22 protein-coding genes are annotated in these 26,959 nt (G+C 63.7%); 17 read left to right on the top strand and 5 right to left on the bottom strand.

Going from position 1 to position 26,959, the window contains the following annotated elements; genetic code table 11:
• Positions 1-13: 13 nt before the first annotated feature.
• Entirely contained in the window at positions 14-955 is a 942-nt protein-coding gene (locus tag AB7245_RS21320; protein ID WP_085401111.1) for a GlxA family transcriptional regulator, read from the bottom strand.
• A gap of 94 nt (positions 956-1,049) precedes the next feature.
• On the opposite strand from AB7245_RS21320, the gene AB7245_RS21315 reads away from it, so the two are divergent.
• Both AB7245_RS21315 and AB7245_RS21310 read left to right on the top strand, forming a co-directional pair.
• Positions 1,050-1,733, top strand: a complete 684-nt coding sequence (locus AB7245_RS21315; protein WP_085401104.1) for a DJ-1/PfpI family protein — start codon at positions 1,050-1,052, stop codon at positions 1,731-1,733.
• 178 nt (positions 1,734-1,911) lie between these two features.
• Positions 1,912-2,559, top strand: a complete 648-nt coding sequence (locus tag AB7245_RS21310) for a glutathione S-transferase family protein (protein WP_439034867.1) — start codon at positions 1,912-1,914, stop codon at positions 2,557-2,559.
• Positions 2,560-2,914: 355 nt separating this feature from the next.
• Here AB7245_RS21310 and AB7245_RS21305 read toward each other — a convergent pair whose 3' ends face one another.
• Positions 2,915-3,322, bottom strand: coding sequence for an NADH:ubiquinone oxidoreductase subunit NDUFA12 (locus AB7245_RS21305; RefSeq protein WP_028148726.1), 408 nt, complete (start codon positions 3,320-3,322; stop codon positions 2,915-2,917).
• A 246-nt stretch (positions 3,323-3,568) separates the two neighbouring features.
• Between AB7245_RS21305 and AB7245_RS21300 the strand changes: the two genes are divergently transcribed.
• From AB7245_RS21300 to AB7245_RS21285, 4 genes are all read left to right on the top strand, one after another.
• On the top strand, positions 3,569-4,189 hold the full coding sequence (locus AB7245_RS21300; RefSeq protein ID WP_439034866.1) for a BA14K family protein: 621 nt from the start codon (positions 3,569-3,571) through the stop codon (positions 4,187-4,189).
• Positions 4,190-4,436: 247 nt separating this feature from the next.
• Entirely contained in the window at positions 4,437-4,850 is a 414-nt protein-coding gene (locus tag AB7245_RS21295; protein WP_028148724.1) for a response regulator, read from the top strand.
• Positions 4,847-7,105 carry a CHASE3 domain-containing protein gene (locus tag AB7245_RS21290; protein ID WP_439034865.1) on the top strand — a complete coding sequence of 753 codons (2,259 nt, stop codon included), beginning with the start codon at positions 4,847-4,849 and terminating at the stop codon, positions 7,103-7,105. The genes AB7245_RS21295 and AB7245_RS21290 overlap by 4 nt, the downstream gene beginning before the upstream one ends.
• A gap of 336 nt (positions 7,106-7,441) precedes the next feature.
• Positions 7,442-11,803, top strand: coding sequence for an autotransporter domain-containing protein (locus AB7245_RS21285; protein WP_439034864.1), 4,362 nt, complete (start codon positions 7,442-7,444; stop codon positions 11,801-11,803).
• 15 nt (positions 11,804-11,818) lie between these two features.
• Here the strand turns inward: AB7245_RS21285 and AB7245_RS21280 are convergent, their stop codons facing one another.
• On the bottom strand, positions 11,819-12,715 hold the full coding sequence (locus AB7245_RS21280; RefSeq protein WP_354075635.1) for a DMT family transporter: 897 nt from the start codon (positions 12,713-12,715) through the stop codon (positions 11,819-11,821).
• Between the two features lie 746 nt (positions 12,716-13,461).
• Here AB7245_RS21280 and AB7245_RS21275 point away from each other — a divergent pair.
• The 10 genes from AB7245_RS21275 to AB7245_RS21230 all read left to right on the top strand — a co-directional run bounded on the left by AB7245_RS21275 (position 13,462) and on the right by AB7245_RS21230 (position 24,565).
• Complete coding sequence (locus AB7245_RS21275; protein ID WP_439034863.1) at positions 13,462-17,223, top strand: vitamin B12-dependent ribonucleotide reductase; 3,762 nt, start codon at positions 13,462-13,464, stop codon at positions 17,221-17,223.
• 143 nt (positions 17,224-17,366) lie between these two features.
• Entirely contained in the window at positions 17,367-18,038 is a 672-nt protein-coding gene (locus AB7245_RS21270) for a hypothetical protein (RefSeq protein WP_439034862.1), read from the top strand.
• Positions 18,039-18,052: 14 nt separating this feature from the next.
• On the top strand, positions 18,053-19,366 hold the full coding sequence (locus tag AB7245_RS21265; protein WP_439034861.1) for a hypothetical protein: 1,314 nt from the start codon (positions 18,053-18,055) through the stop codon (positions 19,364-19,366).
• A 111-nt stretch (positions 19,367-19,477) separates the two neighbouring features.
• Entirely contained in the window at positions 19,478-20,665 is a 1,188-nt protein-coding gene (locus AB7245_RS21260; RefSeq protein ID WP_439034860.1) for a hypothetical protein, read from the top strand.
• A gap of 273 nt (positions 20,666-20,938) precedes the next feature.
• The gene (locus tag AB7245_RS21255) at positions 20,939-21,304 is read left to right on the top strand and encodes a hypothetical protein (RefSeq protein WP_439034859.1); all 366 of its coding nucleotides are present in this window, start codon (positions 20,939-20,941) and stop codon (positions 21,302-21,304) included.
• Between the two features lie 187 nt (positions 21,305-21,491).
• A complete protein-coding gene (locus AB7245_RS21250; protein ID WP_439034858.1) occupies positions 21,492-22,007 on the top strand; it encodes a ParB N-terminal domain-containing protein in 516 nt (171 codons plus the stop codon).
• A 140-nt stretch (positions 22,008-22,147) separates the two neighbouring features.
• Positions 22,148-22,882, top strand: a complete 735-nt coding sequence (locus tag AB7245_RS21245) for a transglycosylase SLT domain-containing protein (RefSeq protein WP_439034857.1) — start codon at positions 22,148-22,150, stop codon at positions 22,880-22,882.
• A 446-nt stretch (positions 22,883-23,328) separates the two neighbouring features.
• Positions 23,329-23,517, top strand: a complete 189-nt coding sequence (locus AB7245_RS21240) for a hypothetical protein (RefSeq protein ID WP_155257768.1) — start codon at positions 23,329-23,331, stop codon at positions 23,515-23,517.
• Positions 23,518-23,555: 38 nt separating this feature from the next.
• The gene (locus tag AB7245_RS21235) at positions 23,556-23,729 is read left to right on the top strand and encodes a hypothetical protein (protein WP_166096372.1); all 174 of its coding nucleotides are present in this window, start codon (positions 23,556-23,558) and stop codon (positions 23,727-23,729) included.
• Positions 23,730-23,872: 143 nt separating this feature from the next.
• The gene (locus tag AB7245_RS21230) at positions 23,873-24,565 is read left to right on the top strand and encodes a phasin family protein (RefSeq protein WP_439034856.1); all 693 of its coding nucleotides are present in this window, start codon (positions 23,873-23,875) and stop codon (positions 24,563-24,565) included.
• Positions 24,566-24,793: 228 nt separating this feature from the next.
• Here the strand turns inward: AB7245_RS21230 and AB7245_RS21225 are convergent, their stop codons facing one another.
• Both AB7245_RS21225 and AB7245_RS21220 read right to left on the bottom strand, forming a co-directional pair.
• On the bottom strand, positions 24,794-24,991 hold the full coding sequence (locus AB7245_RS21225; protein ID WP_014495617.1) for a hypothetical protein: 198 nt from the start codon (positions 24,989-24,991) through the stop codon (positions 24,794-24,796).
• A gap of 100 nt (positions 24,992-25,091) precedes the next feature.
• Positions 25,092-25,388 carry a hypothetical protein gene (locus AB7245_RS21220; protein ID WP_063983569.1) on the bottom strand — a complete coding sequence of 99 codons (297 nt, stop codon included), beginning with the start codon at positions 25,386-25,388 and terminating at the stop codon, positions 25,092-25,094.
• Positions 25,389-25,877: 489 nt separating this feature from the next.
• Between AB7245_RS21220 and AB7245_RS21215 the strand changes: the two genes are divergently transcribed.
• Positions 25,878-26,924, top strand: a complete 1,047-nt coding sequence (locus tag AB7245_RS21215) for a hypothetical protein (protein ID WP_439034855.1) — start codon at positions 25,878-25,880, stop codon at positions 26,922-26,924.
• Positions 26,925-26,959 lie beyond the last annotated feature (35 nt).

The following is a 26,959-nucleotide window of genomic DNA, read 5'->3' as shown; positions in this document are numbered from 1 at the left end:
CAGGTGAGATTTCCTAACCCGCCCGCGCCGCGCGCCGCAGCGCCTGCGGCGGCTGGCCGAAGGCGCGGATGAAGGCGCGCCGCATGCGCTCGGGGTCGCCAAATCCGGTCGCCTCCGCGACGAGCTCGATCGCCTCGCGTGAGGACTGCACGCGCTCGCGCGCGACCTCGATCCGTAAGCGCTCGATCGCCTTCGACGGCGTCGTGCCGGTCTCGGCGGCAAAGGCGCGGGCAAAATGCCGCGCGCTCATGCCGGCACGATCGGCGAGGTCTTCGACCGTCAGCCGGGCATCGAGATTCTCGCGCGCCCAGGACAGCAGCGCGCCGAAGCGGCCGTTCGGTGTCTTCAACTCCAAGAGCGATGAGAACTGCGACTGGCCGCCGCTGCGGCGGTGATACAGCACGAGCTGGCGCGCGGCCTGTTGCGCGATCTCCTCACCATGGTCCTCGGTGACCATCGCGAGCGCGAGATCGATACCCGCCGTGATGCCCGCCGACGTCCACACATTGCCGTCATGCGTGAAGATCTGGTCCGGCTCGAACTTCACCTTGGGATAGCGCGCGACGAAATCCCGTGTGCGGCCCCAATGCGTGGTGGCGCGGCGTCCATCGAGCAGGCCCGCCTCGGCCAGCACATAGGCGCCCGAGCAGACGCTAGCGACACGCACACCGCGCCGCGCCAGCCGCTGCACGAAGGCGCGCGTGACCTCGCAGCGTGCGGCGTCCGTTACGCCTGCGCCACCCGCGATGACCAGTGTGGTGATCGCGTTCGCCGACCTGAAGTCGCGCGCCATCATTTCCACGCCGGACGAGCTGCGCACGGGCCCCGCGTTCAGTGCCAGCACGCGGATTCCGGTGGTCGTCTTGCCCGTGCAGCGCGCCGCGATCTCGAACACCGAGATCGGGCCGGCCGCATCGAGCAACTGGAAATCCGGGAAGATCAGGATGCCGATCATGGTCATGTCCGAAAGTGAGGGAAATACGCCATTTTGGACGGAATGGCATCATGAGAGGCTGCCTCCGTCAAGCTCATCTTTGGAGGACCTGCCCATGTCGTCACCGCTCCAGATCGGTCTTTTGGTGTTTCCGCGCGTCACCCAGCTCGATTTCACCGGTCCCTTGCAGGTGTTCTCCTCCGTCCCCGGCGCGAAGCTGCACCTGATCTGGAAACGGATCGAGCCGGTGCCGAGCGATTCCGTGCTGACGCTGACGCCAACCACGACATTCGCCGACTGTCCGCAGCTCGACGTGATCTGCGTGCCCGGCGGCGGCGGCACCAACGACCTGCTCAATGACGAAGAGGTGCTGGATTTCCTGCGCAGGCAGGCCGAAGGCGCCAAGTACGTCACCTCGGTCTGCACGGGGGCGCTGGCGCTCGGCGCTGCCGGCCTGCTCAAAGGCTACCGCGCTGCCACCCATTGGAGCGCGATGGAGATGCTCGGCCAGTTCGGCGCAACGCCGACCAAGACGCGCGTCTGCATCGACCGCAACCGCGTCACCGGCGGCGGCGTTACCGCCGGGATTGATTTCGCGCTGACGCTGGTGTCGATCCTGGTCGACCGCACCACGGCGGAAGCGATCCAGCTCCAGATCGAATACAACCCCGCCCCGCCGTTCACGTCCGGCTCGCCCGACACCGCGCCCGCGGAGGTGCTGGCCTTGCTGAGAGAGCGCGGCGCCGCAAACCAGGCCCGCCGCCTCGAGGCGGTCAAGCGCGCGGCTGAGCGGGTGTAGAGCAGAGGCTTTGCTCACGCGCCCCGAACGCAGCGCAGCACTTCCCGGGCAATGCAAAGCATCGTCCGGAAGCTCCGCACTGCTGACATGACGCTGTCAGGAGCCTGTCGCGACAATCCGTATCGCGCCCAACACCCACGGACGCTTCCCGGTCGCGTGCGCACAGGAGGGTCTCACCATGGCGCGATACCGGCTGCATTGCATCGGAGCTTCCGGCAATTCGTTCAAGGTCGCGCTGTTCCTCAACTGCGCCGGGCTCGACTGGGAACCGGTCGGCCTCGACTTCGCCGGCGGCGAGACCCGCACGCCTGACTGGCGGGCCGCCACCAATGTCATGGGCGAAGTCCCTGTCCTCGAGGTCGATGGCCGGCACATGAGCCAGTCCGGTGCGATCCTGCTGTGGCTCGCCGAGACTCACGGCGTGTTCCGTCCGACGCCCGAGGAGACGTTCGAAGCCACGCGCTGGCTGCTGTTCGACAACCACAAGTTCACCGCGAACTTTGCCCAGCACCGGTTTCAACGCTGCTTCATGCCGGAGCCCGCCCATCCCGCTGTGCTCGCTTACTTGCGCGCGCGGACCGACAGCGCCTTCTCGATCGTCGACAGACACCTCTCCGACCGCAGCTTCATGCTGGGCGATCGGCCGACGATCGTCGATTTCTCAATGTTGGGCTATCTGTACTATCCGACCGAGGAGACGGGTTTCGATCTCGCCGCGACTTTCCCGGCGATTGATGCCTGGCGCCGGCGTGTCGCCGAACTGCCGGGCTGGAAGCCGCCCTATGAGATGATGCCAGTCGGCAACTCACCGACGCTCCATCTCTGAGAAGCGAGCAGAGCAACAGATCAAAGAAAAAGGCCGCTCGGTTTCCCAAGCGGCCTTTCCTGTCTTACGGTGGCTGCACATTCCATCGGGCGATTTCGAACTTCCAGACCGGGGGCCTATCTCCCGATCGAGTCCTCGTCGGCGGCCGCTGCATCTCGGGACAGTCGCGAACTGTTGCCCGAACCGAACGCGATGGTCTCCCATCTCCGTAAGATGGGACCATTGAGCCGCATCGCTCGCGTAGCTGCAACACCTGCGCAGGCGCTGTCCCCGCTGTTCCCGTTGTCCACAGCAAGGTGAGGCGGATGCTGGTGCATCCACCCCCCACGTCAAGATTCGGACGGAGATCGGAAAGCTAGCCGGGCGTCCAGGGCTGGTAGTCGCCGGTCGCCTTGGGACGCTTACCGCTGGCAAGCGTCGAGCCGGAGGGCCGATAGGCGTTCGGCGTGCCGGTGGGGTTCGGCTGGTGCGGCTTTTGCCATTCGCGCGGCTGGTAGTTCTCTTCAGTCGGCGGCACATCGACGACGTGATGCATCCAGCCGTGCCAACCCGTCGGGATGCGGCTTGCCTCGGCGTAGCCGTTGTAGATGACCCAGCGCCGCTCGAAGCCGAGCGTCGGATCGATCGCCCCGCCGCGGGTCCGATAATAGCGGTTTCCCTGCTCGTCCTGGCCGACCAGCTCGCCATACCGCTTGGTCCAGAGCTGGGTACCAAAGGTCTGGCCACTCCACCAGGTGAAGAACTTGAGGAAGAACTGTTTCATGCGGCTAGGGCCCTGCTTCGTGAGGCCCTGATGCCATCCGGGCGGCGAAATGTCCAGTTCGGCGGGGGCGGCCGTGCCCCCGCAAAATGTGGTGCCCCGGCGCAAGCACTGCCGCAAATCGGACGCGATCCGTTCATGCCGGGTACAGCGGCCGCATGGAAACCTGCGCCATACGCGCACACCGGCGTGAACCCTGGAACCGCGGGCCCTTCAAGAGGTTTGCTTCAGGGAATAAGGAGTTTGAACATGAAAAGTCTGAGAATTTTGAGCGCCGCGGCAGCGGTAGCGTTGGTCCTTCCGTTGGCGACGCCGAGCTTCGCCCAGGGCCGTGGCGGCCACGGCGGTGGCGGCGGTGGTCATTTTGGCGGTGGTGGCGGCGCCCATTTCGGCGGTGGCGGCGCCCGCATGGGCGGCGGCAGCTTTGGCGGCGCGCGGTTCGGTGGCGGCGGCGGCAATTTCGCAGCCGGAGCCATGCGCCCGAGCGCCGGCCTAGCCATGCGTCCGACCGCAGGAGCCACGTTTAGTGGTGGCGGCGGCCGTCCCCTCGCAGTCGCGGGTAACAACTGGCGCGGCGGCGGTGGCAACTGGCACGGTGGCGGCTGGCGTCGTCACGGTGGCGGTTTCTGGCCGGGCGTCGCAGCCGGTGCTGCGATCGGCGGGCTCGGCTCCTACGCCTACTACGGTGGCGGGTACTACAACGATCCCTACTACTATGGCGACGACAGCTATTATGACGAACCGTCGTTCGCAGTGGTGCCGGATAGCGGTGGTGACTCGTCGGCTTATTGCGCGCAGCGCTACAAGTCCTACGATCCGGCCTCGGGCACGTATCTCGGCTATGACGGCCAGCGTCATCCCTGCCCGTAAGCAGATCGACAACGCTTGAAGGAAGAGGCGTCGCATCGGTGCGGCGCCTCTTTCGTTTGTCGCGCGCTCATCGCCAGTTTCGCGCGCAGCCCGCGCATCTCGTGCGACGATCTATACATGCGAGGCGCGAGGGACCTTTATTCACCGCACCGTGCATATCTACAATGATCCAATCCCAAATTGACCCGTCCCGCGATTCGCCTATATCACCGATGAATGTTGGGACTTCGATCTACTGGGAAATGTCATGCCGCGTATCCTCGTGGTAGATGACGATCCGATGGTCGGCGCGACCATCGAGGTTCTGCTCCAGCGTCAGGGCTTCGATGTCACGATGGCTGACGGCGGCGAAACGGGACTGGCTGCGCTCGAAGCGCAGACGTTTGACGTGATGCTGGTCGACATCTTCATGCCGCACATGCGCGGCTTCGAATCCATCCGCATCTTTCACGAGCGCGCGCCGGCGATCCCTCTGATCGCGATGTCCGGCTACGCCTTCGCCTCGTCCGCCTCGCCCTCCCCCGATTTCCTCCGCATGGCATTGGAACTCGGCGCGACACGCTGCCTGCGCAAGCCGTTCACGCCGGACGCGCTCCTGACCACGATCCGGGAATGCCTCGGCGAGGCCGCGCAGCCGAAGGACAAGAAAGAAGCCCCTTGATCCCAACGCAGCGCGTCATTCTCGGTGCTGGACTTGCAATCCTCCTGATCATCACCGCCGCCTCGATCGGACTCGACGTCAAGTCGCGGTACGATGCCGCCTGGGTCAATCACACCATCGAGACGCAGAAGAAGATCTCCGATCTGCGCGTGCTGATGCGCCACGCCGAGAGCGCCGCGCGCGGCTACGAGATCTATCGCAACCCGAGCTTCAGCGACGAGTTTCAGGCGGTGCACGCCCAGCTCGCGCCGGCGCTCGCCGACCTCAAGCGCAGCCTGCGTGACAATCCGGATCAGGTCGCGCTCATGGAGGGCACCGAGTCGCTGGCGCTGCGCCGGGTCGAGATCGCCGCAGAGGTGATGCGCCTGCGCGCCGAGAACAACCAGGCCGGCGTTGCCGCGCTTCAGGGCAAGGCCGAGGGCCGCGGCCTGATGGACACGGTGATGGGCAATCTCGATCATCTGAGCGCGGAGGAAGAGCGATTGCTCGCCGCCCGCGCCCAGAGTTCACGCCGAACCGGCATCGTCCTGCTCGGCATCGACGTGATCGGCGCGCTGGTGATCCTGCTGCTGGTCGCAATGCTGATGCGCGAGAGCCAGCGCACCACGGTCGCGCTGAAGAGCACGCTGCTGGAGACCACGGCGGCGAAGGAGCAACTCGAGGCGGCCGTCGCCGAGCGCACCGAGCATCTCGTCAACGCGCATGACGAGCTGCGCCTGTCGGTGAACGTGCTCCAGAGCACGTTCCACAGCATGGCCGAGGCTGTGCTGGTGATCGACGCCGAGGGCACTGTCCTTCTGTCCAATCCGGCCGCGGAGCGCATCTTGCTGCATCGCGCCGGGATGAGCCTGCGCAATCTGCGCGCCCTGTCCGACGTGTTTCACGGCGACGGCGTCACGCCGCTCAGGGCGGACGAACTGCCCTCGACGCGCGTGCTGCGCGGCGAGCAGTTCGAGAATCTGGAGATGATCGTCCGCCCGCATAACGGCAACGATCCCCGCCATCTGATGATCAGCGGCCGGCCGATGCGCGACGGACAAGGCAACGTCTCCGGCGCCGTGCTGGTCTATCACGACGCGACCACGTCGCGCGAAACCGAGCGACAGCTGCACCAGTCGCAGAAGCTGGATGCGATCGGCAAGCTGACCGGCGGCGTCGCACACGACTTCAACAACATGCTCACGGTGATATCAGGCAATACCGAGACGCTGGTGGCGAGCCTGAAGCAGCAGCCCGAGCTCCAGCGCGTGGCGCGGCTGATCGACGATGCCGCCGAGCGCTGCGCCGAGCTGATCCAGCATCTGCTCGCCTTTGCACGTCGGCAGCCGCTCCAGCCGCGCAATGTCGAGATCAACGGCGCGATCGCCGATATCGCCAAGCTGCTGCGCCCCACCCTCGGCGAGCAGATCCAGATCGAGACCGTGCTGGAACAGGGACCGATGACCGCGCACATCGATCCGTCCCGCCTCACCAATGCCGTGCTCAACATGGCGATCAACGCCCGCGACGCCATGCCGAACGGCGGCAAGCTGCTGCTCGAGACCCACCACGTCGTGCTCGACGAGGCCTACGCGCAGGCCCACGTGGAGGTGCAGCCCGGCCCCTACGTGATGCTCGCGGTCAGCGACACCGGCACCGGCATGTCGGCGGACATCCAGCAGAAGGCCTTCGAGCCGTTCTTCACCACCAAGGAGGTCGGCAAGGGCTCGGGCCTCGGCCTCTCCATGGTCTACGGCTTCGTCAAGCAGTCCGGCGGCCACATCAAGATCTACAGCGAGGAAGGCCACGGCACCACGATCAAGCTCTATCTGCCGCCGGGCGACGGCATGACGGATGCGGCGGCCCCGGTGGCGCCCCAGGCCGAAGGCGGCGCCGAGACCATTTTCGTGGTCGAGGACGACACGCTGGTGCGCAACTTCGTCACCGCGCAGCTGCAGAGCCTCGGCTACGACACGGTCGCCGCGCCCGACAGCCGGGCCGCGCTGGACATGATCGAGGCCGGCCAGGACTTCGACCTCCTGTTCACCGACGTCGTCATCCCCGGCGGCATGAGCGGCCGCGAGCTCGCCGAAGAGGTGGCCAAGCGCCGGCCGGGCGTGAGGGTGCTCTACACCTCCGGCTACACCGACAACGCCATCGTCCACCACGGCAAGCTCGACGACGGCGTGCTGCTGCTGACTAAGCCCTACCGCCGCAACCAGCTCGCCGAGATGATCAGGAAGGCGCTGAACGGCGGCGGGATGACGGCGGGCTAGAGCACTTTCTCACGGCTTCGAAAGCGCCCGGATTGTGTGTGCGCCCGGCTGAGAACTGCACTGAATTGCGAATGCTTACTGACGTCATCCGCGGTCTCGCGGCGGGTGTCGATGTTGTTTCCGGGTGACAGGCGACCGAAATCAAGCGGTATTTCTGGCAGGTAAGACCATTCTCGTTGAGCCGCTTCGGCGAGCGAATATGTTGCGGTCTGTTTCCGAGGATTTCACCTCGGAATGGCCTGCGGGTCGGTGCCAAGTCTGCCGGTAATACAATTGATAATTGAATCGAGAATTGGTTCTTGTCCCACCCGGCGCCGTTTCAGGCTCCCTACATTGTTGGCGAGCACGGCTGTCGCACTGGCGCTGACGATCATGTCGGCGCGCGCCGACGGCGGCGCTGGCGGAGCCGGTGGCAATGGCACGGGCGGCGGCGGTGGCGCTGCCGGTACCAGCGCCTCTCCTAACGGTGGAAATGGCGGTGACAACGCGATCGGACAAGGCGCGGGCGGCGGCGGCGGCGCTGCCGCAGGCGGCACCGGAGGCTCCGGGGGCACGGCGACCTCAGGCGGCAACGGCGGACTTGGCGGTGACGGCGGCAACGTTGTCGGTGGCAGCGGCGGCAATGGCGGCAACGGCAACTCAGCCCTCACTGCGGGTAGTGGCGGTGGCGGCGGCGGTGGCGGCGAAGGTGCGCTCGGTGCCGGCTCCGGTGGAGCGGGTGGCGCCGGCGGTCACGGCGGCGCCAGTGCGAGCGGCGCCGATGGTTCTGCTGTCATTGGCGGCCTTGATGCGAGCGCGGGAGGGGGCAGCGGCGGCATCGGTGGCGGCGGCGGTGGGGGTGGCACCGGCGTAGAGGTCAGCGTCGGCGGCAGCACGCTTTCGATAGCGGTGACCGGCGGCGCGGGTGGGGTTGGTGGCAGTGGCGGCGCCGGCGGGAGCGGCGGCAATGGAGCCAGTGCTCTCTCCCTGGGCGTCGCTGGTGTGACCGGCGGGACCGGTGGCGACACCCTCGGCAGCGGGGGCGCTGCCGGCGGCGGCGGCAATGGCGGCACCGCCGTACAGGTCACAAGCGGAGGCACCACCACGGTCCAGCAAACGGTCGCTGGCGGCGATGGCGGCAGCGGCGGGCGCGGTGGTACAGCGGGTCACGGCGGGAGCGGTGGTGCGGGCGCTTCCGGCGCCAATGTTCTCGGCGCGCTCGATGGCGGGACCGGTGGAAACGGCGGCAATAGCGGGGTTGGTGCCGGCGGCAATGGTGCGATCGGCGGCAGCGGTGGCGATGGCATCCAGGTCACGGGTGGCGGCACCGTGACGATTTTGCAAAGCGTCACGGCAGGTACCGGCGGCAGCGGCGGCGCTGGCGGTGCAGGCGGCGCCGGCGGCATGGCCGGCAACGGCGGCAACGCGGGATCCAGCATCGGGCTCGGCGTAGCCGGCGGGCACGGTGGCAATGGTGGCACTGGCGGCAGCGCCAGCGCCCACGCAGGCGATGGCGCCAATGGTGCCGGCGGTGGCGTTGGTCTGCAGGTGACGAGCGGCGGCACGCTCTCAATTTCCCAAACGATCATGGGAGGCGCCGGTGGCAATGGCGGCGCTGGCGGCAACGGCGCCAATGGCGGCGCAAGCGGGATCGGCGGCGCCGGCGGCACAGGCGACAATGGCGCCAACGGGTCCTCCGGCTCCGGCTTTCTCAATGGCAACAACGGTCTGGTTGGTGGCGCTGGCGGCAACGGCGGGAATGGTGGCGCCGGCGGAAATGGCGGCATTGGCGGTAGCGGATCCAGCGGCGGCGATGGTGTCCAGCTCACGAACGGCGGGACCGTTACAGTTTCGGGCAGCATCGCTGGTGGCGCCGGCGGGATTGGCGGCTCCGGCGGCAATGCCGGCAACGGCGCCGCCGGGGGCAACGGCAGTGACGCCGGCACAGCGGGCACCGGCGGTGCTGGCGCGAGTGCCCTTCTCCCGGCCGTCGCTGGCGGCAGCGGCGGCAGCGGCGCCGCCGGCGGAATGGGTGGCAACGGCGGGAGCGGAGGAAGCGCCGGCGATGCCGGCGTAGGTGGTCATGGCGGCGCCGGCGGCGCCGGCGCGACCATTTCAAACGGTGGCACGCTGACCAATCAAGGCATCATCACCGGCGGCGATGGCGGCCGCGGCGGCACCGCAGGCAGTGGCGGCAACGGCGGCGCCGGTGGCAATGCGGGCAACGGCGGTGTCGGCGGCGTTGGCGGCGCTGGCGGCAACGGCACTGCTGGCGTCAACGTGGTCGGCTCGACCGATGGCGGCAATGGCGGCAACGGCGGGACCGGCGGATTTGGCGGTGCCGGCGGCAATGCCGGCAACGGTGGCAGCGCCTCGAGCCGCGGCGGCGATGGCGGCTATGGTGGCACCGGCGGCGTTGGCGCCGCCTTCTCCAACGGCGGCACGCTGATCAATCGCGGCACGATCACCGGCGGCAATGGCGGCATCGCCGGGGCCGCGGGCATGGGTGGCCTCGGCGGCACCGCGGGCAGCGCCGGCAGCGGTGGTGTCGGCGGCTCCGGCGGCGTCGGCGGTGCCGGGGCCTTGGCCGCCAGCGGCGGCACGAACGGCACCACGGGGACGAACGGCTTCTCCGGCGTGAGCGGCAGCGCCGGCGCGAGCGGTAGCTCCGGCAGCAGCACCGTCACCGCCGGGATCTCCGGCGCGGTCGGTGCAGGCGGCGCCGGCGTCATCGGCACCAATCTCAGCATCATCAACAGCGGATCGATTTCCGGCGGTCTCGCCGGCGACGGCGTCACGCGTGCCAACGCCATCACCTTCACCGGCGGCACCAACACGCTGCAGCTTCAGGCCGGCTACAGCTTCAGCGGCAACGTCGTCGATCAGACGGGCAACGGCACCTTGCAGTTCGGCGGCAGCACCAACCCCACTGCTTCTTTCGATGTCTCGCTGATCGGCGCCGCTGCGCAGTATCGGGGCTTCGCGAGCTTCGAGAAGACGGGCGCTTCGACCTGGACGCTGAGCGGCACCAATAGCGCTGCATTGCCGTGGTCGATCGCCGCCGGCACGCTGCTGGTGAACGGCTCGCTGGCCAATTCGACCATGACCGTGAACGCAGGCGGCACGCTTGGCGGCACGGGCACTATCGGCGCAACGACGATCAATGCCGGTGGCACGTTCATGCCTGGAGCCGTCAACACGCCCGGGACGTCGACGATGGTGGCCGGCAATCTGGCCTTCCAATCGGGCGCGCTCTACGTCGTTGCGGTCAATCCATCGACGTCGAGCTTCGCCAATGTCACGGGCGCGGCGACGTTGACAGGCGCGACCGTGGTCGCGAATTTCCTGCCCGGCAGCTATGTCTCGAAGACATACACGATCCTGACCGCGGCCGGCGGACGGGGCGGCACGACGTTCGCGGGCATCATCAATGTCGGACTGCCGACGGGCGCGAGCGATACGCTGAGCTATGACGCCAACAACGCCTATCTGAACCTGACGGCCGCCTTCACCAATTACACCGGCCTCAACGTCAACCAGCGGAACGTCGCCAACGCGCTGACCTACGCCTTCAACAATAACGGCGGCCTTCCGATGGGCTTCTTCGGGCTCGATCCCGCCGGCTTGACCCAGGTCTCCGGCGAGGGCGCCACCGGCTCTCAGCAGACGACGTTCAACGCGATGAACCAGTTCATGGGCCTGATGACGGATCCATTCGTCTCCGGTCGCAGCGATCCCGTCAGGGCTAGTGGCGCGCCGAGTGCGTTTGCGGAGGAGAGTTCGGCCCACGCGTCACGCGGTCGAACTGATGGCGAGCGCGACGCGTATGCGGCGATGTCCACCAAGGCGCTGCCAGCCCCGACCTTCGAACAACGCTGGAGCGTGTGGGCCGCCGGCTTCGGCGGGTCGCAGACCACGGCCGGCAACGCCATCATCGGCTCGAACAACAGCGCGAGCAGCATCTACGGCATCGCGGTCGGTGCGGACTATCGGGTCTCGCCGGACACGCTCGCGGGATTTGCGCTGGCGGGCGGCCGCACCGGCTTCAACGTCAACGGCCTCGGCTATGGCAGCTCCGACCTGTTCCAGGCCGGCGCCTTCGTTCGCCATAACATCGGTGCGGCCTACATCATTGCTGCGCTGGCTTATGGCTGGCAGGACATCACGACCAACCGCATCGTCACGGTCGCCGGCATCGACCACCTGCGCGCCGAGTTCAATGCGAACGCGTATTCGGGTCGCGTGGAGAGTGGCTACCGCTTCGTCATGCCGACGCTGGGCGGTCTCGGCATCACCCCTTACGCCGCAGGGCAATTCACCACATTTGACCTGCCGGCCTATGCCGAAAGTGTCGTCGCCGGTTCGCTGTTGTTTGCACAGACCTATGCCGCCAAGAGCGTGACCGACACGCGCAGCGAGCTCGGCATTCGCACCGACAAATCTTTCGCCATGCAGAACGGCATCGTCACGCTGCGCGGCCGCCTTGCATGGGCGCATGATTTTAATCCGGATCGTTCGATTGCCCCGACCTTCCAGTCGCTGCCGGGCGCAAGCTTCGTCGTCAACGGTGCGGCGCAGGCGCCCGACTCCGCGCTGACCACAGCCTCGGCCGAATGGCAGTGGACCAACGGCTGGTCTGCCGCCGCGACGTTCGAGAGCGAGTTCTCGAAGGTCACGCAAAGCTATGCCGGCAAGGGCGCGATCCGCTACGCATGGTGATGCCTGGTTCTCGAACTAGCGCGTCGCCAGCACCACGGCCGCCAGCGTAAAGATCAGCGCGGCGATCTGGCCCGGCCCCAGCGGCTCGCCCAGCGCCAGCGCGGAGGCGACCACGCCAATGACAGGCACCGCCATGGTGCCGATCGCGGCGACCGAGGCCGGCAGCCGCGCCAGTGCCGCGAACCAGCTGACATAGGCGATGCAGAACTGCACCACGGTGGAATAGACCAGCAGCCACCAGCCGACCGGCGTCACCAGCGAAAGATGCGTGGTCTCGACCAAGAGGCCGATGATCGAGATCGGCAGGCAGCCGATCCCGATCTGCCAGGCCGCGGCCGTGATCGGCGGCAGATGGATCGGGTACTTCTTCGAGAACACCGTGCCGACGGCGAAGCCGAGCGCGCCGGCCAGCGCCATGATGATTCCAGGCAGCTTCTCCACGCTCGCGGCAAAGCCGTTGCCGCCCATGATCGAGGCCAGGCCCACGAAGGCCATCACCAGCCCCAGCGTGCGCAGCACGGTCGGCCGCTCGCCCAGCACCGGCCAGGCGATCAGCGAGGCCCAGACCGGCATGGTGTAGGCGATCAGCGCCGCCTCGCTGGCCGGCAGCCAGAGCAGCGCCAGGCCCATCAGCACCATCCAGCCGGTGACGTTGAGGACGGCGGCGGTCAGTAAGCGCGGCCAGATCCCCGGCCCCACCTTGAGGCTCTGCCGGCGGATCAGCGCGAGGGCGGCGAGCAGCACGGCGCCCAGCACGCCGGTCACCCCGCGCAGCGTCAGCGGCGGCAGCTCGGACAGCAGGAACTTCGTCACCGGCCAGTTGAAGCCCCAGCCGATCGAGGTGATGGCGAGGAACATCAGGCCGGCCGGGGCGATGCGCGGTCGCGCATCCCGGCGAGTCGAATCAAGCATGTGGGGTACCCGGCAAAATCGCGGTCAGCTTGGCGCGGATTCGCACCCGCCACCACCACCCCGGCGGGCATGCCTGCCCTCACCTTCCGTAGCCCTACGTGAGTCCCGCTGAGGCAACCCCGGTCCCGAAAAATATACCTGCCCTGTGAACAGCGGGGTGAAGGGTCCGTATCGTCACGGGATGCAAATTTTTTTGGTTGGGAATCCCTGAGGACTCACTGATACTTGGCTCAACAACAGGCGCGGGCTTGCCCCCTGTTATCCCCCGCAATCCACCATATTTAGTATTTGATTCAGGAACTCGCACTAGTTCTTGACGGGCGCAACGGAGAGTCCTAGCTTTCGGTCCGTTCGGCGCGAGTGAGTTTGCGTCCCGCCGGCACTCCCCCAAAGGGTCTCGCAAATCGTCACTCCGCCAAGCCAGCCAAAGGCCGCGGATGAGGGCTTGTCTGCCCTCGAAATGCAGACCTTTCGGGCGCCAGAACGGGCCGGCAACAGGCTCGGATGGCATTGGTTGAAGTGGCGTGTGGGGCGTTGAACGCATGTCGCGCACATCCCCTTGGGGGCGGATGGGTGTGGACATGCCGGCGGATGAGAACCATCGCGCCGGGAGAAACTGGGCCGGATCCACCGGCTGAACTGCGAAGCCTTTGGGCCGATGAGGCCCTCGGAGGAATCGCGAACCGAAATAGCGACCCGGGCGCCTTGCGGAGGCAGTCCGGCAGATAAAAGGACGGGGCAAGACCATGCGGATTGAGCGGCGCCACACCACTTCGGGACAGTCACCTTACGCCGGGATCGATTTCCGGCTGACCACGTCGGAGATCCGGAATCCCGACGGCTCGGTCGTGTTCAAGCTTGAGAACGTCGAGGTGCCGACCGAGTGGTCGCAGGTCGCCTCCGACGTGCTCGCCCAGAAGTATTTCCGCAAAGCGGGAGTCGCCGCGCGCCTAAAGAAGGTCGAGGAGGAGTCCGTCCCCTCCTTCCTGTGGCGCTCCGTGCCCGACACCGAGGCGCTCGCCGCTCTCCCCGAGAAAGAGCGCTTCGTCAGCGAGCTCTCGGCCAAGCAGGTGTTCGATCGGCTCGCCGGCTGCTGGACCTATTGGGGCTGGAAGGGCAACTACTTCTCCTCCGACGAGGACGCCCAGACCTTCTATGACGAGATCCGCTACATGCTCGCCATGCAGATGGTCGCGCCGAACTCGCCGCAATGGTTCAACACTGGTCTTCACTGGGCCTATGGCATCGACGGCCCCGGCCAGGGCCACTATTACGTCGACCCCTTCACCGGCAAGCTGACCAAGTCCAAGTCCGCCTACGAGCACCCGCAGCCGCACGCTTGCTTCATCCAGGGCGTCGGTGACGACCTCGTCAACGAGGGCGGCATCATGGACCTCTGGGTCCGCGAAGCGCGCCTGTTCAAATACGGCTCCGGCACCGGCTCCAACTTCTCCCGCCTGCGCGGCGAAGGCGAAAAGCTCTCGGGCGGCGGCCGCTCGAGCGGCCTGATGAGCTTCCTGAAGATCGGCGACCGGGCAGCCGGCGCGATCAAGTCGGGCGGCACCACGCGCCGCGCGGCCAAGATGGTGGTCGTCGACGTCGATCACCCCGACATCGAGACCTATATCGACTGGAAGGTGAAGGAGGAGCAGAAGGTCGCAGCCCTCGTCACCGGCTCCAAGATCAATCAGAAGCACCTCAAGGCGGTGCTGAAGGCCTGCGTGAACTGCGAAGGTTCGGGCGACGATTGCTTCGACCCCGAGAAGAACCCGGCGCTCCGCCGCGAGATCAAGCTCGCGCGCCGCAGCCTCGTGCCTGACAATTACATCAAGCGCGTGATGCAGTTCGCCAAGCAGGGTTACAAGGACATCCAGTTCGACGTCTACGACACCGACTGGGATTCGGAAGCCTACCTCACGGTATCAGGCCAGAACTCCAACAACTCGGTCTCGCTGAAGGACGACTTCCTCCGCGCCGTGGAAACGGATGGCGACTGGAATCTCGTCGGACGCACCACCAAGAAGATCACCAAGACGCTGAAGGCGCGCGACCTCTGGGAGAAGATCGGCTACGCCGCCTGGGCGTCGGCCGACCCGGGCCTGCACTTCAACACCACCATGAACGACTGGCACACCTGCAAGGCGTCCGGCGACATCCGCGCGTCCAATCCGTGCTCGGAATACATGTTCCTGGACGACACGGCGTGCAACCTCGCCTCCGCCAACCTGCTGACCTTCTACAACACCGAGACCAAGCAGTTCGACGTCGCCGGCTACGAGCACCTCTGCCAGCTCTGGACCATCGTGCTCGAAATCTCCGTGATGATGGCGCAGTTCCCGTCGCGCGCGATCGCCGAACTCTCCTACGAGTTCCGCACGCTCGGCCTCGGCTACGCCAACATCGGCGGCCTGCTGATGACCATGGGCCTGTCCTATGACAGCAAGGAAGGCCGCGCGCTCTGCGGCGCCCTCACCGCTGTGATGACCGGCATCACCTACAAGACCTCGGCGGAGATGGCTGCTGAACTGGGCACCTTCCCCGGTTACAAGAAGAACGCCGCGCACATGCTGCGCGTGATCCGCAATCACCGCCGCGCCGCCCACGGCCAGTCCAACGGCTACGAGGCGCTCTCGGTGAACCCGGTGCCGATGGACCTCGTGTCCTGCCCGCAGGCTGACATCGTCACGCGTGCCCAGGCCGCCTGGGATGCGGCGCTCGAGCTCGGCGAGAAGCACGGCTATCGCAACGCCCAGACCACGGTGATCGCGCCGACCGGCACCATCGGCCTCGTCATGGATTGCGACACCACCGGCATCGAGCCCGACTTCGCGCTGGTGAAATTCAAGAAGCTCGCCGGCGGCGGCTACTTCAAGATCATCAACCGCGCGGTCCCCGCGGCGCTGCGCGCGCTCGGCTATCGCGAGAGCGAGATCGCGGAGATCGAGGCCTACGCCGTCGGCCACGGCTCGCTTTCCAACGCGCCGGCCATCAACGCCTCGACGCTGAAGGCCAAGGGCTTTACCGATGAAGCCATCGCCAAGGTCGAGAAGGCCCTGCCGACCGCCTTCGACATCAAGTTCGCCTTCAACAAGTGGACCTTTGGCGAGGACTTCATCCGCGACCAGCTCGGCATCGGTGCCGAGGCGATCGCGGCCCCCGGCTTCGACCTGCTCCAGGCCGTCGGCTTCACCAAGCGTGAGATCGAGGCGGCCAACGTCCACATCTGCGGCGCGATGACGGTGGAAGGTGCCCCGCACCTGAAGGCCGAGCACTATTCGGTGTTCGACTGCGCCAATCCCTGCGGCAAGATCGGCAAGCGCTATCTGTCGGTCGAGAGCCACATCCGCATGATGGCGGCGGCGCAGCCCTTCATCTCGGGTGCGATCTCCAAGACCATCAACATGCCGAACGACGCGACGGTGGAGGACTGCAAGTCCGCCTACATGCTGTCGTGGAAGCTCGCGCTGAAGGCCAACGCGCTCTATCGCGACGGCTCCAAGCTCTCCCAGCCGCTCAACTCGCAGCTCATCGCCGACGATGAGGACGAGGAGGATGCGGTCGAGAGCCTCTACGAGAAGCCGATGGCGGCGCGTGCCACCCAGGTCTCGGAAAAGATCGTCGAGAAGCTGGTCGAGCGCATCATCGTGATGCGCGAGCGCGAGAAGATGCCGGATCGCCGCAAGGGCTACACCCAGAAGGCGGTCGTCGGTGGCCACAAGGTCTACTTGCGCACCGGCGAATACGATGACGGCCGTCTCGGCGAGATCTTCATCGACATGCACAAGGAAGGCGCAGCACTCCGCTCCTTCATCAACAACTTCGCCATCGCGGTGTCGCTGGGCCTCCAGTACGGCGTGCCGCTCGACGAATATGTCGACGCCTTCACCTTCACCCGTTTCGAGCCGGCGGGCCCCGTGCAGGGCAACGACAGCATCAAGTACGCGACCTCGATCCTCGACTACGTCTTCCGCGAACTCGCGGTGAGCTACATGTCGCGCTTCGATCTCGCCCATGTCGATCCGACCGAGTCGAACTTCGACGCGCTCGGCAAGGGCGTCGAGGAAGGCAAGGAGCCGGACGAGACCCAGCACGCGACCAAGCTGGTCTCGCGCGGCCTCACCCGCTCCCGCACCGACAACCTCGTCGTGATGCGCGGCGGCTCCGCCGCGATCGCCCCGGGCAATGACAGTGCCCCGACCGGCGGCTCCAAGGTCACGGCCCTCGCCTCCCACGGCGCAAGCCGTGTCGGCGATGCCCTGGAAGGCGCGGTCGCGCTGAAGCAGGAAGCGCAGCACGACCTTTCTCCGACGGAGAAGCTCGAGCAGCTCCAGTGGAGCAAGTCCGGCACCGCGCAGACCCTGGTCCCCTCCAAGGCCGAACGCCGCGCGGAAGCCAAGGCCAAGGGCTACGAAGGCGAGATGTGCTCAGAGTGCGGCAACTTCACGCTGGTGCGGAATGGCACCTGCATGAAGTGCGATACGTGCGGCAGCACGACGGGGTGTTCGTGAGGCGGTAGAGCGTAAAGATTGCTAAGCCGGGCTTGATTCCGGGCATTTGCGAGGGGCGGCCAAAAAGGCCGCCCCCTTTCTTTTCCAATTGCAACTAGTAGCTGTTCTTGTTCTTATGCCCAATACTTTGGGGATTGAGATACTTGGATAGACAACTTCGTGCAGTGCACAAGCACATGCTCCATCTCGGCTTGGGCGCGTTAGCTCACGCGAATTGGCACGCGAACTATCACAGCTTCGAGAACGACTCGTGGCCAGAACTATCAGTTCTGCAGGCAGCGCACGCGGCTGAAATCCTGGTGAAGGCAAGAATAGCTCAGCAACATCCCCTCTTGATCTTCGAGCACCTTCCGAAGCCACCTACGCAAAAGACCAAGTTGACCCTCGAGCACTTACTGCAGGATGGTCGCACCTATCAATACGGAGAACTGCCAGATCGCCTCTGGGCCGCCACGGGAGTGCAAATCCCAAATCTCGCGCTATATCGCTCGTTTGGCCGCCTAAGAAACTCCATTCAACACTTCACCTCGCCAAAGAAAGACGTGTCGAAAGACGCAATCGAATTCATATACGGCGTGATAGACCCATTCATTCATCAATGTTGGAAGCTATTCGCCATCGATTACAACGAAGATCATGAGCCGTACACCTATCTGGTCTCAGGCCTAATCAGACGCGGCGTGCCCTTCTTGGTATCGCCCGGCCTCATCGGCTCTCTCGACGGCATAGATATGGAATGGCCGAGCGGCAATTCACAGTACAAGAAGCTAATGCTCGGACGTCTAGAATCCTTACGTACTCATAAGCAGATTTGAGCGTGGAGAAAGCAGTGCCATATCAGAAATTGCCGCTTACGCAGCTTCTCATTAATCGCGCGAACGATCGCCACGGAGAATTAGAAAATGAGACCGCCGCTATTGCGTGGCTGTTCAACGAGAATGAAACGCATATGCGGAATTTGGCAAAAGACATAGCTGAAACGTCGGAAATTTATGAAGCCCCCTTAGTCTATCCCGATAGAAGCAACTACCTAGTATTTGATGGCAACCGCCGCACAACATGCCTGAAGCTACTTCATGCGCCGCGGCGTGCTCCCACCATTGAACTGCAAGACTATTTCACAGAACTAGCTCAGCAGTGCAGTCAAAACCTGCCCGCTCAGGTTGAATGCGAAGTCGAGACAGATAGAGATCGAATAGACGAAATCCTATTTCGGCGTCACACAGGATCTCAGTCCGGAATAGGACAGAGCAAATGGACAGATCGGATGAAATCGAACTTCATCGATCGTACCGGAAAAGGCGGCACAACAAACGTTGCCAGCGAAATCGAAATCCAGCTTAGAAACTCTGACCTACCTGCATTTGAGTACAGAATTCCTTGGTCGACCATGAATCGGTTGTTGTCGGCCGAAGTATTTCGCAATCGCGTTGGCTTTAGCATCAAGAAGGGGCATTTCACATTCACACATCAAGAGCCTGTGGTATTGCGCGCACTGAACCGTATCGCGACTGACTTGGCTCAAAAAGAAGTTGTTCTCGGTGATCTGTGGGACGTCGAGGGGAAACGACACTATCTCGATAAGCTCGAAGCTGAAGGCGTTCTACCCTCCGCACGCCACTCTTTGCCTATATCGCCGCCCACTTCCATAAAGACGGCCAAGCCCTCCAAAGTCGCCCCTCGTCCATCTTCGCCTCCTCGACAGAATCGTCAGTCACTCATTCCAGACACGCATTTTCCGATCGCCTGGCCTGGACGCCTGCAACGGCACCGCGCTATCTGGGAGGAACTTCAGTTTACCTTACGCCTGAAGGAGCATCCCAATGCTATATCTGTTCTCTTCCGCGTGTTGCTTGAGCTGTCCATAGACAACTACTTAAGTCAAACATCATTGCCCACGGCAAAACCTACTGACTCCTTGGCAAAGAAAGCCGTGCGGATAGCAGACGACCTTTTTGCGAAGGGAAAGATCGACAAGAAATACTTAGACTTATTTCAGAAATTTCCTCAGTACGACGGCTTGGTTTCCAGCGACACCTTAAACCGATATGTACACTCACCAAATTTCGCTCCATCTCCGGAACATTTGACGGCGCTATGGGACACTTTGGCTGACTTCGTCGTCCACTGCTTGAATGCGTGAACAAGCGTAGATGAGCATCGAAGCGATACGCATCAATCATGACGCAAAAACGATGGGTTTCGCGAGAGCTCAACCCATCCTACGGGCTACGGGCTAGGGCGAGGAAAAAGCATGGCAAGCGAAACGAGTCTCTTCGGCGGCAAGCGACCAAAGTCGCAGCTGCACCCGTCCTTCCAATTTTTGAAAACGTCGGCGCGACACAAATCGACCCGTCAGATGATGAATGATTCTTTTGCGAGATTCATTGAAAAAGACGGCAATTTCGTTGAGCAATTCCAGACAACGGGCTTCAACACCCGCACTTTCGAATTGTACGTGAGCGAGCTGCTTCACTCAGAGGGGTTCGCATTCAATGCTGCGGAACCCCAGCCCGATTTTTGCGTCGCGAAGAACGGCGTACAACTCGCTATCGAATGCACTACCGCGAACCCTACGGATGATGGTAAGGGCGCCCTTCACGTCTATAAGCCGATCAACGATAAAGACCGAGACTTAGAAGGGCTCAAAGCACGCCAAGAAAATGAAGTACCCATAAGGATCGCTGGTGCGCTGAGGAACAAACTGCGGCACCGACTCAACAAGAAAAAGGATCCAAAGGCCTATTGGGAGTTACCGCACGTAATCGGAAATCCTTTTGTTCTTGCCATTCAGACTTTTCACGAACACGGCGCTCTAGGCTTCTCGAATGCCCCGGTAGTGCGTTATCTCTACGGGATCGAGCAAACACCAACTTGGGACGAATCCGGCAACTTGGTAATCAAGACGGAGCAAGTACACGAACATACTCACGACGGTCGGGTGATCCCCTCCGGCTTTTTCAATCAGCCCGACGCTGAAAATGTCTCTGCAGTACTTTGGACAAACGCTGGAACGGTTGCAAAATTTTCTAGAATGGCGCTAAGCGGTCCCTATCCAGACGAAGATATGACGTATCTCCGCTTCGGATCGATGTTTGACTTCGACCCGAACGCCAACGCCCCGCTTCCGTTTGCTTATATTGTTGGTGATCCAGACACGCCAGTCGAAACATGGGGGCAGGAAGCCAACCTATTCCACAACCCGAACGCCAAGTATCCTATTGCCAACGACCTCTTCGGAGCGGTGACTGACTCTAGATACGTCAATGGAGAATATAGCGATCTCATCAAGGGTGATTTCTCGCCGATCATGTCCATGTCGATGGCCGTTAGTGGACCGGGGCATCGTCAGGGCGCAATTGCTCGCGGAGAAAAGATCATTGAGGTACTGAGCGAAGCCTACAAAAAAATCGACAAGCGCCCCGTCGCGGAGAACATGTAGCTTTGTGAGCGCTAGCAAGTTGCTGCGAACTGCGGTGACAGTGCACTCAACTCTCAGGAACGAACCGTTGTAGCGATATCCACGCACGGCGCGCAGGATCGGTGGAGCTATACCCATCAACTCCGCCGGGTGATGGGTTTCGCAAGGGCTCACCCCACCCTACCTGCTCCCACAAGTCCCATGCCAAGAAAAAGCAAGCCCCTCCTCCCTCGCCTCCGTAGCGTCCGGCGGCACGCTCGGTGGGTGCGAAAGACGTTTGCGCGAGCACCGCGGATGGCTCGGATCGCGGGCGGCGTGGCGATGCTGCTTGTGGCCATCGCGCTGGTGAACATCGTCTATCACGTGATCCGCAAGCCGACCGAGCTGTCCTTCTTTGTCGGCAACGCCCTCGACAAGGACCCGGCCGAGAATTGGCGGCAATACGGGCCGCTCTTCCGCAAGCATTCCACCGCTACGATCACGCCTGAATTGCTGGCCGCGCTGGCACAGGTCGAGAGTTCAGGCAATCCGGTGGCGCGCACCTACTGGCGCTGGCGATTGAGCCTCAATCCCCTCGCGATTTACCGGCCCGCCTCCAGCGCCGTCGGCCTCTACCACAGTTACGGTGACAGTGCGCTAAATTCACTCGCTCTATGCTGACGATCTGCGGCTTCGGCTGAGCAGCGTCAATTAAGTGCACTGTCGCCGCAATCGCAGATCTGTTCCGGCTTCGATGCTCTTCAATACCCTGCCACCGAAATTGCCTTTGCGGTCGAGCCCTTCCCTCCTAAACTCCCGACACCACCGGCATGGGTTCCGACGGGCCCGGTAGAAGCGGAGTCGAGTTATGCCCACACCGGAGAGCTTCCCGATCGAGAAGATTTTCGTTCCCACGAAAATGAAGAAGGCCATCAAGCCCGAGATCGTCGGGGAGATCGCGGAAAGTATTCTGGACATCGGACAGCAGGCCCCCATTTTCGTTCGGCCCGACGGAGACCGCCTCGTTCTGGTCGAGGGACTGCATCGGCTCGAAGCCTGCAAGGCGCTCGGCGAGACAACCATTATCGGTGTCATCGTCCCGGCGGAGCTTGCTCAACACAGGCCCCTGCTGTCCGAAGGACCCGGAGTCGACGCCGAGCGCATCAAGATGGCGCGATTGAAAAAGCTGCGCCTCGAGAAGGAAGCCGCAGAGGCATCGACGGCTACCTTGAAGAGCGTCAACGGAACGGAAGCGCCGCGCACCCGTCCGACGAAAGGCGTTCGCGACAATCCGAAGGCATCACCGGGCCGGACTGCGGGATTGACACCGAAAACATTGTCGGACTGGATCACGCAGCAAAAGGGCAACGGCGGCCGCTATTGATGGCGGGCTCCAGATCTTGAGATCACAGCGTCTTGAGATCACAGCTTGAATTGCAGTGACAGTGCTGCGCAAGCGCAATGCCAGGAAAACGCACCCACCTCCTCCCTCGCTTTCGCAACCTCCGAAGAGGCGCTCGGCGGATGCGAAAGGCGTTCGCCCACGCACCGCGGATCGTCCGGATCGCGCTCAGCGTAGCAGTCTTGCTTGCGGCCCTCGCCCTCCTCGACATCGCCTATCAAATCATCCGCAAACCAACCGAGCTCTTCGCCTTCGTCGGCCACTCCCTCGACAAGGACCCCGCCGAGATCTGGCGCCAATACGGCCCCCTCTTCCGCACCTATTCCACCGCGACGATCGCGCCCGAATTGCTGGCCGCGCTGGCGCAGGTCGAGAGCTCTGGCAATCCGGTGGCGCGCACCTATTGGCGCTGGCGATGGAGCCTCAATCCGCTCGCGATTTACCGGCCCGCCTCCAGCGCCGTCGGCCTCTACCAGATGACCGATCCGGCCCTCAGCGACGCCGCACGGTTCTGTGTCCGCGGCAACGCGGTCACGGAGACCGGCTGCGGGTCGACCTTCCTCTACACCCGCGCGATCCCGAGCCACGCCATCGAGCTGGCATCGGTGTATCTGGACCGCAATGTGGCCGACGTTCTCGCCCGCGCGGGCGATGTGAAGGCAAGCCGCGAGCAGAAGCAGGATCTGGCCGCCTTCATCCATCTCTGCGGCGCCGGTCCCGCCACGGCCTACGCACGCCGCCACTTTCAGCTGACGGCCGGCGAGCGCTGCGGCGATCATCTCGTCGCAAGCTATATCTCTGGGGTCGATGCGATGAAGCGGCAATTTCAGCGCCTGGCGGCGGATGACGGCGGTTAGCTTGTCCGTAGGATGGGTAGAGCACTTGCGAAACCCATCAATCCACGACGACTGTTGATGGGTTTCGCTTCGCCCAGAGACCTCACGGCTCATCATTCGCCGGAGCGTTGCGGCGTGATTGCCTTGCCGCTTGCCTTGCGTCTTTTCTGGCAACCCAGTGCTCGCGAAATCGCTTCGCGGCATGAAACGCCCGCGGCGCCACGACCTGAAACGCCATGGAGGCAACGCCGGCGACAAATCCCTTCACCACGTCAAAAGCGAAATCGGGTCCAAAATACTCCCACATGACCCTGCATCCTTCTTCGCGAAGGCACCGCCGGGCAGTCGTGGGCTGACATGAAAAATGGAAAGGCCCCGTCCGTCACCGGCGGGGCCTCAAGAAAATCCCTGCACGCGCCGTTGCGCGCACGCGAAATCTCTCGGTTCACCCGCTCATGGTGGACACGATGAAAGAGCTGCAAAGCATGGCCGTGCGATTGAAAACGCCCATAGCGATCATCCCGAAATTGCCAAATGCCGACCCGCCGGTGCGCATCGCCGAGCAAGCGCACGAGGGTATAGTGTCGGTGCTAAAGAAGCAGACCCGAGGGCTGCCGTCTGTGTGCCATTTCACAATCGGCGGAAGACTTTTATAAGGCGTGATGAGCAAGCGTGGCCCGCAGGAAGGACCGCCATGAACGGCAATCGCTACTACGGGGTTCGGGTCGAGGGCGCCAAATACGGCGTGGGTTTTGGCTCCGCACTCGCCATCGCAATCTCCTACACCAACAATCATTCGATCCTGTGGGCGATCATCCACGGCATCTTGGGCTGGCTCTACGTGGTCTATGTCGCCCTGTTCGGGTGACGACGAACGCGCGAGGACCAGGACGCCCGTCATTGCGAGCCGCCGGGTCCGCGCGGAGCGCGGCCCGATGACAGGCTCTGCGAAGCAGTCCAGGCCGTCACCCGCGAATTGCGCCTGGCCGGTGCCCGGCAAAATCTCACCACATGGCCGCCACGCAAGCGACAACCCGCAATCGCGATTTCAGCGCAAACACGACGGAGGCTTGCGGCTTCAGCGATATTCAGGAGTCATTTGCAATGTTGAGTGCGGGCGAAAATAAGACAACGGGAAAATCCGGCCGGCGCGGCGCGAAGAAGAAGGCCGGGCAACGGACCAGGGCCGGCGAGCAACACGCAGCTGCAGCCCATCAACTGCCGGATGCCTCGGCGGAGATCAGCCAAGAGACTAAGCAAGAGAACAAGCAAGAGAACAGGCAAGAGGCCGAGCAAGAGATAAGGCAAGAGACGAGCCGAGAGATCAGTGCTCAGGTACCCTCGGCTGCAGCCTTGCCAGGCGAGGCTTCCGGGATGGAGATCGCTGCAAGCGCGCCCGTCGCACCGGTGGAACCCTCCCAGGCCAGCCCGCAGGCGATTGCCGATGCCTACAGCGACTACACGAGGACGTCGCTTGAGCACGCCTGGAACTTCCTGGGAAAGCTCGCGGCGGCGCGCTCACCCGTCGAGGCCTTTGAGCTTCAGATGGAGTACGCGAAACAGGTGTGCGGATCGTTGATCGCCGAATCCCAGAAGATCGCCGAGTTGCATGGACAATTGACCAGACAAAGGGTCATGCATTTTGAGGGGTTCGTGGCCAAGCTCACCCAGACGACGCTCGAAATCCGCGCGACACGTCACTAACGACAACTGCGTATTCCGACGCCGCGGGGGGAGCGAGCGTAGCCCGGATGGAGCGACTTGTCCGCCGTAGCTCGAAGAGCGAAGGCGGAAGCGAAATCCGGGCTACCTGCCGCGGTCTCGGCATCGGCTAACGCATGATCCGGAAAAGTGCGAAGCGGTTTTCCGAAAAGATCATGCTCAAACAACAACCTAAAGCGCGATGACGATTCATCCCAATCTCATCGCGCTTTAGCCGGTTGTCTTGGCCCGCTGCACTTCGTGCGGGTGGCGACGATCGCCGCGCCGATTTGACTTGCGAACGTAGGTGACGAGTGCCTCGGGGTTCTCGAGCTTGATCTTCAGCGCCGCGACCAATGCGTCCTCGGCTTCGATCGTGAGCACCTTGGCACGCACCCCGAGCTTCAACCCGACAGTATATGACGTCATGGCAGACTCCACGGGTCCAGGCTTCCACCGTACCTCAATCGGCGTCTCTTCGGAACAGCCCTGCTCAACACATCCCCTTTCGCCGCCGAATAAAGCCGGATCACGACCGCTCTACCAGGATCGGAGAACCGAGCTCTTCGAAATGAAAGAGCTGAAAGACCCGCTGGCCGTTGAAGTCGAGCACTCTCAAATCATCGGTCTCGTGCAGATTGCTTTCGACCGCGTGAAAGTGCCCGCCGTAGCGCTCTCTGGCGAGCGACAAGGGAACCTCGAACGCGACGAACTTGCCGATGCCTTTTTGCCTGAGCACCCCAAGGAGCTTCTGGTCGTCCAGGGACTGGTGCGAGGTGAGAATGAGCAGCGGACCGCTCGCCGTGAGCAGCAGAAGCGATTTCATTGGATCCTCCTTTGCGCCCCTCCCTACCTGATCTTCGCCGGGACTCCTTCAGGCGCTCCAGCTCCGTACGAACCTGCGCCTCCATGGCGTCTTGCAATGCGAGTATGCCCCTGCTGGACAATTCTGCGGAGGCCTTTCTGTCCAGATTCTGCTTCCAATCCCGGATGGCTTGCTTGGTGGCCTTTTGGGCCTCCGACGTCGTCTTAACGTACTCCATCATGCAGGCGTCGGCCATTGAGCATGTCTGGCACTCCTGGGGCCGCGGCCGGACCTGAAAGAAGCAGAGCGAGTGTCGCGGTGGAGACCCTCATGGCGCTTCCTCCCGCGATAGCACAGCACGTCGCAGGGATGCCCCGGGGAGCAGCGCCCGGCTGCTTCAGCAACCGTAGCCCGCCATAATTTCTCCTTCGCTCGCGCGTTGTGTTGGACAACGGTGAGGCCTATCCTTCCGACGATCGGACTGCCGCACTCCCATTGACGCCCGACTGGATGGAGCGCGCATCGGTGCCTGAAGCGAACGACCCCAAGCCTGATACCGACAAGCCTGAGGCCCAAAAGCCTGAGGCCGCCAAGCCGGATGAGGTGCGCGCCGATGGCGGGCTGGCGCGGGCCTATGACCAGATCAAGAGCGCAGAGCAAGACCTTGCGCGGCTGGACCGGCTGGTTTCCGGAATGGAACGCGGCAACGAAGCCCCGCGGACCTCGCAGGCCAGCGCCGGAGCGAAGGCAGCCGAGGGTCCCAAGGACAAGGTGCCGGCACCGGTTAGCAAGGTGGGCAATCAAGGCCTGAAGGGAGATCGGACCATGCTGCGTGCCCTGGTTGGCCTCGTGTTGGCGATCGGCCTTCTCGGCGCCGCCTTCGCTTCGCAATATCGCGATGAGGCCAAGTCGATGACCAGGTCCATCATGGCGCGATGGGCTCCGCCGGCCGCGAGCGAACCCGCGCGAGCGTCCGTGGTCGAAAGTCCGGCGCAACCGCCGGCCGTGCAACTGGCTGCTGCGGATGGGCCCAGTCCGGTGCCCGCGCCGCCGCTCGGCAAGGAAACGGAAAGCGCTCCAAGAACTGACGCTCCAAGAGCTGGGGCTCCAAAACCTGACGCTGCAAGACCTGACGCGCCAAGAACCGGCGCCACGGCGCCTGATCCGTCATCGTCCGATCTCGCGCAATCGCTCAAGACCATCACCAGCGAGCTTGCGAGCATCAACGGAAAGCTCGAGCAACTGAAAAGCCGCAACGAGCAGACGCTGCGCGAGCAGGCCGACACCATTCAACAGCTCAAGGCGGCGCAGGAGAAGGATGCCGCGGACAATGCGCGCCTCGCCGCACAGGTCCAGGCGCTGCAAACGCAACTGACGACGTCAGCCGCGCCTGCACCCGCGAAACCGGTCGTGCGGAGCGCGACGAGCAACGAGACGGCTGCGCCTGCACGGCCGCACGTGCAAGCGACCGCCCCCCGGCGGCCCAGGCCACCGCCGCCGCGAGGACGCTGGATGCCCCCGCCCTATATGGCCGACCCCTACGATCCGGATTGGTGAGCCGTCAGCGTTCTCGGCCAAGAGGCTTGGTGCCA

Source organism: Bradyrhizobium sp. 604_D8_N2_3, from assembly GCF_051810765.1.
GTDB classification, from domain to species: Bacteria; Pseudomonadota; Alphaproteobacteria; order Rhizobiales; family Xanthobacteraceae; genus Bradyrhizobium; species Bradyrhizobium barranii.
Note: the sequence above shows the minus strand (reverse complement) of the source record. Positions and strands in the feature narration are given on the sequence as shown.